The sequence below is a fragment of the Cellulomonas sp. IC4_254 genome (genome assembly GCF_011603975.1).
In the GTDB taxonomy this organism is placed as follows: Bacteria; Actinomycetota; Actinomycetes; order Actinomycetales; family Cellulomonadaceae; genus Cellulomonas.
This window is the reverse complement of record NZ_JAANNB010000151.1, coordinates 1-9,661: the sequence shown is the minus strand read 5'-3', so window position 1 is coordinate 9,661 and position 9,661 is coordinate 1. Positions and strand designations below refer to the sequence as shown.

The following is a 9,661-nucleotide window of genomic DNA, read 5'->3' as shown; positions in this document are numbered from 1 at the left end:
CGCCGGGCGGGGCGGGTGCGGCGGGCCTAGGTTCGGCGGCATGAGGGGCGACGCCGCGGCCCTGGACGGGCTGGACGAGGTCGCCCGGCGCCGGCTGCCCGGGGACGCCGGGCGGCTGGAGCGGTACGTGCGCCTCGAGACCCCCACCGGGGCGGCCGACGCGCTGGACGCGCTCGCGGACCTCGTGGTCGCGGACGCCCGCGCGGCCGGGTTCCGCGGCGGCCGGGTGCCGACCGCCGACCGCGCGTCCGGCGACGCCGTCGTCCTGGACCTGCCCGGCCGGGGCCCGCGGGCCGGCGACGCCCCGGCGCTGCTGCTCGCGCACCACGACACGGTGCACGCGGTCGGCGCGGTGCCGGTCCGGCGGGACGGCGACGTGCTGCACGGGCCGGGCACGTACGACATGAAGGGCGGGATCGTCGTCGCGCTCGCGGCGGCCGAGCTGCTCCGCGACGCCAGGCTCGGGCACCGCCCCGTGCGGCTGCTGGTGACGCCGGACGAGGAGATCGGCTCCCCGGCCACCGCCGACCTGATCCGGGACGCCGCGCGCGCGGCCGCCTACGCGCTCGGCCTGGAGGCGCCCGGCGCGCACGGCGGGCTCAAGACGGCCCGGCGCGGATCGACCCGGCTCCGGCTGCACGTGACGGGCCTCGCGGCGCACGCGGCGGTCGACCCCGACGCGGGCGTGTCGGCGACCGACGAGCTGCTCGACCAGCTGCTCGCCGCGCGGCAGTACCTCGCCGACCACCCGTCGGTGCTGGCGAACGTGGGCGTCCTGGCGGGCGGGACCCGGACGAACGTGGTGGCCGAGCGAGCCCGCGCGGACCTGGGCCTCCGGTTCGTCACGGGGGCGAGCGAGCGGGAGGTGCTGGCGCACCTGACGGAGCCGGAGCCCGTGCGGCCCGGGGCCGAGGTCCGGGCGGAGGTGCTGTCCCGGCGGCCCGCCTGGGAGCCCGGGGCCGCCTCCGCCGGTCTGCTCGCGGCGGTGGCCGCGGCGGCCACCCGGGTCGGGCAGGGCGTGACCGGCGGACCGGCGCCCGGCGCCGCGGACACGAACCTCACCGGGGCGGCGGGGCTCCCGACGCTGGACGGCTTCGGGCCGGGCGGCGGCGGGGCGCACGCCGCGACGGAGCACGTGCGGCTGCCCGCACTGGCGTCCCGTGCCGTGCTCCTGGCCGCGACCCTGCACGGCGTCTGAGACCGCGCCCCGCGGTGCGGCGGGCACCGCGGCCGCACCCGTCAGGGGTCGAGGTGCTCCCGCTGGCGCTCCGCGAACACCCGCGCCACCTCGCGCGTGACCGGACCCGGCGTGCCGCCGGCGACCGGCACGCCGTCGACCGCGACCACCGGCTGCACGTCGCGGGCGGTCGAGGTCAGGAACACCTCGTCGGACGTGGTCAGCGCGTCGTAGGGCAGGTCGACCTCGCGGGCGCCGTGCCACTCGAGCACCAGCGCGCGCGTGACGCCCGCCAGGCACCCGGACGACAGCGGCGGCGTGAGCAGCTCCCCGTCGCGCACCACGAACACGTTGGTGCCGGTGCCCTCGCAGAGCTGCCCGCGGGTGTTGGCGAACACCGCCTCGCTCGCGCCGGCCGCCCGCGCCCGGGCGAGCGCCAGGACGTTCTCCCCGTACGAGGTCGTCTTCAGCCCGGTGAGCGCTCCGACGTCGTTGCGGCGGTACGGGACCGTGATGACGCCCGTCTCCGGGTCCGGGTCGTGGCCCGGGGTCACACCGAGCACGAGCGTCGGCGGCCCGTCGACCCGCCCGCTGCCGAGGACGCCCGGGCCACCGGTGAACGTGACGCGGAGCAGGTCGTACGCGCTGGTGAGCAGGTCGGCGTTCGCCTCGACCACCTCGTGCGCCGCGCGCCGGACCAGCTCCGGGTCGAAGCCCGGCAGGCCGATGCCCGCGGCGGACCGCGCCATGCGGGCGACGTGCCGGGACAGCGCGAAGATCTGCCCGTGGTCGACCTTGACCGCCTCGAACACCCCGTCGCCCACCACGAACCCGTGGTCCCGGGCGGAGGTGGTCGCCTCCGCCTCGGGCACCAGGCGCCCGTTGACCCAGAACACCGTCGACGTCACGTCCGCCACCGCTGCGCTCCCCGCGTGCCTCGCGCCCGCGCGGGTGGCGCGGGTCGTCCCGTCGCAGCGTAACCGGGGTGCGAGCCACGGTGCCGGTCGGCGGGGGCCGACGGCCGGCGACCCGCGCGCGGCGGGCGGGAGCCGGGCGACCAGCGGGCGGCGGTCGGCAACCGGCGACGGATGTCGGGCGCCGTCAGGCGGGGTCCGGCGCCCCCGTCAGCCCCGCCGCGCGCGCGACCTCGTGCCCCCACGCGGACGCGCGGTCGAGCTCGCCGTCGACCAGCGGCCCGTGCATGCCGGCGACGTGGAACCCGGCCGGGGGCAGCACCAGGCGGCACCCGGCGCGGCGCAGCCGCTTCGCCATGCCCGCCGACGCGCGCTTGGGCACCGGCCGGTCGACCCGGGTGTCGAAGGCCACCGCGGGCGTGCCCGGCGCGGTGTCGAGCACCTCGAGCCACTCCCGCACGCCACGGCCCGTGTCGGCGCCGGGCTCGGCCTCCGCGCGACGCCGGGCCTCGGGGTCGTCGAGGTGGTCCGGCCTGCTGCGCCGGGTCTCGGGGCGGCTCAGGGAGAACGCGTGCGTGGGTCCGCCGACGACCACGAGGTCGGTGCGCAGGGCGTCCGGCGCATCGAGCACGCTCAGCACCGCGACGTCCGCACCCGGTGCGGCGGCGCGCAGCCCGGCGGCCACCGCCTCGGCCACCGCGTGGCTGTTCCCGAACAGGCTCTCGTAGACGACGTGCCCGCGCATGGCTGCCTCCCCTGGCTCCCGCGACGGGGACGCGACCCTGCGCCGCCCGTCGCAGCCACGCTAGGGGCGGCCGGGCGGGCCGGGATGGGTCCACGGTCCCGGGTCGGCCGCGGGACGCGCGGGCCGGCAGCGCCAGGACGGACCGCCCCCGCCGCGTCAGGACCGGCGCGCCGCCCGGGCCGAGCCGCCGCCGAGGCCGCCGCGACCGCCGGCGCTGCGCACGGCGTGCCGCACGACCGACGACGCGACCGCCTCGAGCGACCGGCCCTGGGAGGCGCCCAGCACCTCGAGCACGTGCCGGGCCTCGTCCTCGTCGCAGCCGCGCACCTCCATCAGCACGCCGACGGCGTGGTCGACGGACGCGCGCGTGCGCCGCGCGACCTCGGCCTCGGACAGAGCCGGCTCGCGCGCGGGGATCGTGCTGTGCAGCTCGATGAGCGAGGCCATCTCCCCCGCGAAGCCGCCGGCCCGGCGCACCACCTCGGGCTCGCAGGAGCCGGGCTCGTCCAGGTAGAGCGTCAGGGCGGCGGCGCCCCCGCGGCTCAGCGGCGCGGGCAGGGCGAGGACCGCGTGGAACCCGGCGCGCAGCGCGGCGGCGCGCCACGGCTCGGCGGCGGACCCGGTCGTCTCGCGCAGGTCGGGCAGCACGAGCGGCGCGCCGGTGCGCAGGGCGGCGCGCCACGGGCCGGCGTGGACGACGGCCACGCCCGAGCGGGTCAGGCGGTCCCCCGCCGAGGCGATCAGCCAGTCCGCGCCGCGCCGGTGCGCGTGCACCGCGCCCTCGGCGGCGGCGCCCGTCCGGTCCCGGACGACCGCCACGAGGTCGTCCAGGAGCGCCAGCACGCTGCGCGCGGGCTCCGTGCCCGGCCACACCGCACACACCTCAGCCATCGTCCGTCCCCCTGAGCAGCACGTGCGGGCTCCTCGCCGAGTCCCGTCACCGGTCGCGCGCGGACGGCGCGCAGCCACATGGTGGCACGGGCGACGGGGGCAAGATGCCCGATTCGTCCCGAGATCGTGCGGATCCGGGGGTGATTAGCCCTGCCGGGTGACGGCGGGCGCGCTCAGGCGGGCAGGGACCCGGGGGCCTCCCCGCGGGCGAAGCTCGCGCGCCGGTCGAGCACGGCGTCCTCGAGGTCCGCCACCGCGACGTCCTCGGCCCAGGCCCGCGCCTGCAGGAGCGCCGTCGCGTCGTCGGGCGCGAGGCCCGTCTGGGCCACGAGCATGCCGACCGCGCGGTGCCGGCGGGCGCGGGCCGGCGCGCCGGCCAGGCCGGCCAGCGCCGGGCCGAGGGCGTCGGCCAGCACCTGGCCGTCCGCGAGGGCCTCGGCCGTGAGGCCGGCGACCGGGCCGTGCACGGTCAGCGCCGCGACCGCGCGCCCGTCGACCCGCACCGGCCACGACCGCACCGCGACCGTGGCGACCGCCGCGTCGGGGGCGACGGCGTCGGCCGCGAGGACGGCGAACACCGGCGGCACCTCCGCGACGTCCGGCGGGAGGTCGGCGGGCCGTCCGGGCGCACCCGCACCGAGCAGCGTGCCGACCGTCCGGCCGTGCCGGACGGCGCGCACGGCCGGTCCGTCGCCCACCAGGTCCTCCACCTCGGCGAGCCGGACGGCGACCTCGTCGGTCGCGCCGGCGGTGAACCGGGCGGGGCCGGCGGGCGCGCAGGTCAGCGCGGCGCCCGACGCGCCGAGCAGGTCGGCCGCCGCGCGGCAGAGCCGCTCCGGGTCGGGCGGGCAGACCCCGGTGCCCGAGCCGGGCCCGGAGCGCGCCACGGCCTCGGCCAGGGAGCGCAGCAGCAGGAGCCGGTCGGTCACGCCGTCAGTCTCGGACCGCCGGGGCCGTCGCGCACCCGGAGCGCGGCGGACGTCTGGGCCGTCCGGGTGAGCCGCCGCCGGGCGAGCCGCCGCCGGGTGTCGGACCCCGGCGGCACACTGGGGCGCATGGACGACAAGGCGATGCTGCACCAGTACCTGCGCGAGAACCGCGACTCGCTGCTCGCGAAGCTCGACGGGCTGTCGGAGTACGACGCGCGCCGGCCGCTCACGGCCACCGGCACCAACGTCGCCGGCCTGGTGAAGCACGTCGCGAGCGTCCAGCTCGACTACTTCGGCGAGGTGTTCGACCGCCCGCACGGCCGGCCGCTGCCGTGGTTCGCCGACGACGCCGAGCCGAACGCCGACCTGTGGGTGCCCGCGGACGAGTCGCTCGACTCCGTCCGGGAGCTGCACGCCTTCTCCGCCGCGCACGCCGACGCGACCATCGCGGCGCTCCCGCTGGACGCCCGCGGCCGGGTCCCGTGGTGGCGGCCCGAGAACGCGGAGGTGACCCTGCACCGCATCCTCGTGCACGTGGTCGCCGAGACGGCCCGGCACGCGGGCCACGCCGACATCGTGCGCGAGACCATCGACGGCGCCGTGGGCACCCGGCCCGACGACCCGAACCTGCCGTTCCACGACGACGGCGCGTGGGCCGCCTACCGGGCCCGGGTGGAGGACGCCGCCCGGACCGCGTCCGGCCAGGGCGCCGACGGCTGACCCGTCAGGCCAGCGGGTCCTCGGCGACCATCGCGTGCCCGAGCACGCCGGCCGGGCCGTCGTAGGGCTCGACGTCGTCGGCGAACGCCTCGGCGTCGTCCTCGGGCCGGTAGCCGAGCGCCCGCGCGCTCGACAGGTCCCACCACGCCCGGGTGTTCGCCGACACCCCGTAGGCCACCGCCGGCCCGGCGACCGGCCCGCGCAGGGCCGCGTCCGCCAGCCGCACGGCGTCCCCGGGGCTGAGCCAGATGCCCAGGTCGAACGTGGTCCCCGGCCGGTCCGCGCACAGGCCGATGCGCAGCGAGACGACCTCGACGCCGTACTTGTCCGCGTACAGGCTGCCGAGGGCCTCGGCCGCGGCCTTCGACACCCCGTAGAACGAGTCCGGCCGGGCCGGCCCGTCCACGGGCGCCTCCCGGTCCGTCGGGTAGTAGCCGACCGCGTGGTTCGAGCTCGCCAGCACCACCCGCCGCACCCCGGCGCGGCGCGCCGCCTCCAGCACGCGGTACGTGCCGTCGACGTTGGCGCGCCGGACCCGGGTCCAGGTGTCCTCCGAGGGGATGCCCGCCAGGTGCACCACGCCGTCCGCGCCCGCCAGCGCCGGCACGAGCCGGTCGATCGCCTCCTCGTCGGTGAGGTCCAGGGCGGTGAACGGCTCGTCGGGTCCCGGGGCCGGGTCGTCCGGCGCGTCGGCGTCCACGAGCCGCACCCGCCAGCCGCGGGACCGCAGCCCGCCGTCGGCGGTCCGGAGGTAGGTGCCGATCCGCCCGGCCGCACCGGTGACGACGACGTCGCGCTGCTCCATGCCCGGCAGTCTGCGGCCCCGGCGCCCGCTCCGCGCGCGCTGCGGCCGCGGCGCCGGCTCCGCGCGCCCCGCCCGCGCCCCCGGACCCGCCGTGCCCGGACCCGCCGTGCCCGGCTCAGACCACCGGGTCCGCCACCCGCACCCGGTCCCGGCCGGCCGCCTTGGCCCGGTAGAGCGCGGCGTCGGCCCGGGTGAGCAGGTCGGCGACCGGCTCGCCCGGGTGCCGCTCGGCGACGCCGATGCTCACGGTGAGCCGCGCGCCCGGCATCAGGTCCTCCCAGTCGAGCTGCGCGATCGTCTCGCGCAGCCGGTCGCACACGTCGACCGTCCGGTTGCCGGTCAGCCCGTCGAGCAGCACCGCGAACTCCTCGCCGCCGTACCGCGCGGCCAGGTCGTCCCGGCGCAGGGCATGCTGGAGGGCGGTGGCCACCCGGACGAGCACGGCGTCGCCCACCTGGTGCGAGTACGTGTCGTTGACCCGCTTGAAGTGGTCGATGTCGAGCAGCGCCACCGCGAACGCACCGCGCTCGGCGGTCCACCGGTCCAGCTGGGTGTCCAGGCTCCGCCGGTTCGCCAGGCCGGTGAGCCCGTCGTGCGCCGCCTCGTGCGCGAGGCGGGCGTTGCGCTCCTCCAGCGCCTCGGAGCGCCGGCGCTCGGCCTCGGCCTGCCGCTCCGCCTGCTCGACCTCCATCCGCGCGCCGAGCAGGGCCGCGCGGCGCTCGGCCTGCGCGTCACCCATCCGCACGGTGAGCGCGTGCAGCTCGCGCAGCGCCGCCAGCGCGGCGACGGGGTCGCCCAGCGCCTCGTACGCGTCGGAGAGCACCCGCAGCAGCTCGGTCCGCTCGGCCGGCCGGCGCAGGGCGTCGCACACCGTCATGCCGGCCCGCGCCTCCGTGACCGCCTCCGGCAGCAGGCCCTCGTCCAGCAGCATCCCCGCCCGGATCCGGTGCAGCGACAGCTGCAGCCCGGCCGCCGGGAACCGCGCGAGCATCGCCCCGGCCGCGTCCAGCATCCCGGTGGCGGCCTCGCGGTCCCCCGCCAGCAGGTGCGCGGTGGCGGCCGTGAGCCGCGCGTCCACGGCGGTGCGGGCCAGCCCGGCGGCGTCGGCCTCGTCGACCGCGTCCAGCGCCAGGCCGAGGGCCCGGCGGGCGGACGCGCGGGCGCCCCGCGGGTTGTCGGCGGCGAGCCGGCGGCTCGTCTCGACGAAGGTGCGCGCGAGGTTCGCCAGCGCGATCGACGCGCGGTCCGGGTCGCCCGCCGCCAGCCAGAGGCGGCGCGCCTGGGTCAGCACGCCCGCGGCCTGCGGCGCGAAGTGCGGCATCGACGTGTAGACGGACCCGAGGATCGTGAGCACGTCGGCGGTGCCCGCGACGTCGTCGGCCTCCCGGCGCAGCTCGGCGGCACGGGTGAGCAGGTCGACGGCGTCCTCGGTGTGGCCGAGGTCGTGGTGCACCAGCCCCTGCCGGGCGAGCGCGCGGGACTGCCACACCAGCGCGCCGCGCTCGCGGGCCAGGTGCTCGGCGCGCACCGCGCGCTCCAGGGCGCGGCGGTCCTCCCCCAGCGCGTGGTGCGCGACCGCGGCGTAGTACGCCAGCCGCATCTCGGCGCCGCCGGCACGGCTCGCGACCGCCTCGGCGATCAGGTCCTCCGCGCGCCGCACGCACGCCCCGGCGTCCGAGTCCGCGAGCAGCGCGAGCTCGTCCACCGCGGCCTCCCAGTCGGTGGGCGGTGCGGGTGGTGCCGATCGTGCGTCGCTCGCTGTGGCCGTCATGGTCCTTCGTCCTGCCCGCGCACCTGCACGGGTCTCCTGTCACATCGGGCCTGCGACCTGCGGTGATGAGCCCCGGCACCGGTCTTCACCCGGAGGTCGGGGTGTGGCAGCCTGTGCGCGGTGAGCGCCGACCCCCAGTCCCTCTTCCCGGGCAAGCAGTTCATCAGCACCGCCCTCGAGGTGCTGGAGACCAAGACGACGATGTCCGGCGGCCTCGCCCGGCGGTACCTGCAGCGGGCGGCCATGGCCGGCGTGCTCATCGGGCTGCTGTACGCGACCTACTACGCGGTGCTCGGGGCGTTCGCGGGCATCGGCGACGGGTCGGTGCGCCCGGTCGGGCGGCTGGTCGGCGCGGTGGTGTTCGGCTGGGCGCTGGTGTTCATCTACTACTCGCGGTCCGAGCTGCTGACCTCGAACATGATGATCGTCTCGATCGGCGCGTACCACCGCCGGACCAGCTGGCCGCGCGCGCTGCGGATGCTCGGGCTCTGCTACCTGGGCAACCTCGCGGGCGGGCTGTTCGTCGCGGCGCTGCTCCGCCTGTCCACGATCACCGACGGTCCCCCGATGGACGAGATGGTCGCCTCGGTCGAGCACAAGCTCGCGTACGTCACCGACGGCCCGGGCGGCTGGGTTGACCTGCTCGTGCGGGCGGTGCTGTGCAACTTCTGCATCAACGTCGCGATGCTGCTGGTCTACAACGGCCTGATCAAGGACGACCTGACCAAGTGCCTGGTCATGATCACGTCGGTGTTCATCTTCGCGTTCCTGGGCCTGGAGCACTCGGTGGCGAACACCGTGCTGTTCTCGATCGTCGGGCTGCGGGAGGGCCTCGACCTGGCGGCCGCGGCGGCGAACGTCGGGATCGCGCTGCTCGGGAACTTCATCGGCGGCGGGCTGCTCATCGGGCTGTACTACGCGTACGTCAACGACGACTCGCAGTGGCTGAAGCAGCAGGGCCGGGGGACGAGCACGCCCGGCGACCCGAGCTGACCGGTCGCGGCCACGGTCAGGGGTAGTCCGGGCCGCCGGGCAGCCCGAACACCTCCTCCAGCGTCGTCACGCCGCGGCGGTCCATCTCGGTCACCAGGTCCGTCCCCACCCAGCGCAGGTGCCAGCCCTCGGGCGCGTACCCGGTCACGGCCCGGTTCGCGGCGGTGTACCGGACGACGAACCCGAACTCGCCCGCGCGCTCCGCGACCCACCGGCCCTCGGCGGTCTCGCCGAAGCAGTCCTGGAAGTCGCAGTCCGGCCGGCTCGTGCTGCCGACGTCGACCGCGAGGCCCGTCTGGTGCTCGCTGTGCCCCGGCCGGGCGCTCACCTCCTCGGCGCGGGCCTGGCCGACCTGGGCGACCAGGTCGCCGTGCACCCGCACCTGGGAGTCGTACGACCGGTACGCGCTGCGCAGCGCCAGCGTGACGCCGTCGGCCGCCGCGGCGGCGATCATCTGCTCGAGCGGCCCCGCGACCTCCGGCCGGACCTCGTACCCGGCGTCGGCGACCAGCCCCGTCGGCGCCCACGCCGGCGGCGTGACCGGCCGCACCTTGTTGACGACGACCCAGATGCTGCCGGGGTCGTCGGTCGGGTGCAGGCCGAGGTCGAGGGCGGCGCGGGCCGGGGGGACCAGGGGCGCGGAGGCCGTGGGCGCGTCCGGCAGCGGGACCGGGCCGCGGCGGGACCCCGGGTCGGCGACGTCCGTCGGACGCAGG

10 protein-coding genes are annotated in these 9,661 nt (G+C 78.1%); 3 read left to right on the top strand and 7 right to left on the bottom strand.

From position 1 onward, the window contains the following. Positions 1 to 40 precede the first annotated feature (40 nt). Positions 41 to 1,198: a M20/M25/M40 family metallo-hydrolase gene (locus tag G6556_RS14000; RefSeq protein ID WP_166942541.1), complete on the top strand. Its 1,158-nt coding sequence runs from the start codon at positions 41 to 43 to the stop codon at positions 1,196 to 1,198. Positions 1,199 to 1,239: 41 nt separating this feature from the next. Here the strand turns inward: G6556_RS14000 and G6556_RS13995 are convergent, their stop codons facing one another. From G6556_RS13995 to G6556_RS13980, 4 genes are all read right to left on the bottom strand, one after another. After that, entirely contained in the window at positions 1,240 to 2,094 is an 855-nt protein-coding gene (locus G6556_RS13995; protein ID WP_346774906.1) for an aminotransferase class IV, read from the bottom strand. A gap of 184 nt (positions 2,095 to 2,278) precedes the next feature. Further along, positions 2,279 to 2,836 (bottom strand): flavodoxin, encoded by a 558-nt coding sequence (locus G6556_RS13990; protein WP_166942538.1) that lies wholly within the window; start codon positions 2,834 to 2,836, stop codon positions 2,279 to 2,281. Between the two features lie 156 nt (positions 2,837 to 2,992). Further along, on the bottom strand, positions 2,993 to 3,727 hold the full coding sequence (locus G6556_RS13985) for an ANTAR domain-containing protein (protein ID WP_166942535.1): 735 nt from the start codon (positions 3,725 to 3,727) through the stop codon (positions 2,993 to 2,995). Between the two features lie 173 nt (positions 3,728 to 3,900). Beyond that, positions 3,901 to 4,656 carry a hypothetical protein gene (locus tag G6556_RS13980; RefSeq protein WP_166942532.1) on the bottom strand — a complete coding sequence of 252 codons (756 nt, stop codon included), beginning with the start codon at positions 4,654 to 4,656 and terminating at the stop codon, positions 3,901 to 3,903. A 126-nt stretch (positions 4,657 to 4,782) separates the two neighbouring features. Here G6556_RS13980 and G6556_RS13975 point away from each other — a divergent pair, with 126 nt between their 5' ends. Next, positions 4,783 to 5,376 (top strand): DinB family protein, encoded by a 594-nt coding sequence (locus tag G6556_RS13975; RefSeq protein ID WP_166942529.1) that lies wholly within the window; start codon positions 4,783 to 4,785, stop codon positions 5,374 to 5,376. 4 nt (positions 5,377 to 5,380) lie between these two features. Here the strand turns inward: G6556_RS13975 and G6556_RS13970 are convergent, their stop codons facing one another. Together G6556_RS13970 and G6556_RS19980 are read right to left on the bottom strand one after the other, a co-directional pair. Beyond that, positions 5,381 to 6,181, bottom strand: a complete 801-nt coding sequence (locus G6556_RS13970; protein ID WP_166942526.1) for an NAD(P)-dependent oxidoreductase — start codon at positions 6,179 to 6,181, stop codon at positions 5,381 to 5,383. A gap of 115 nt (positions 6,182 to 6,296) precedes the next feature. Then, positions 6,297 to 7,952: a GGDEF domain-containing protein gene (locus tag G6556_RS19980; protein ID WP_166942523.1), complete on the bottom strand. Its 1,656-nt coding sequence runs from the start codon at positions 7,950 to 7,952 to the stop codon at positions 6,297 to 6,299. A 120-nt stretch (positions 7,953 to 8,072) separates the two neighbouring features. Here G6556_RS19980 and G6556_RS13960 point away from each other — a divergent pair, with 120 nt between their 5' ends. Continuing rightward, positions 8,073 to 8,945, top strand: a complete 873-nt coding sequence (locus tag G6556_RS13960) for a formate/nitrite transporter family protein (RefSeq protein ID WP_166942520.1) — start codon at positions 8,073 to 8,075, stop codon at positions 8,943 to 8,945. Positions 8,946 to 8,961: 16 nt separating this feature from the next. On the opposite strand, the gene G6556_RS13955 is transcribed toward G6556_RS13960, so the two are convergent. Beyond that, positions 8,962 to 9,661, bottom strand: a 700-nt coding sequence (locus G6556_RS13955; RefSeq protein WP_166942517.1) for a M15 family metallopeptidase, incomplete at its 5' end; no start/stop codon positions are given.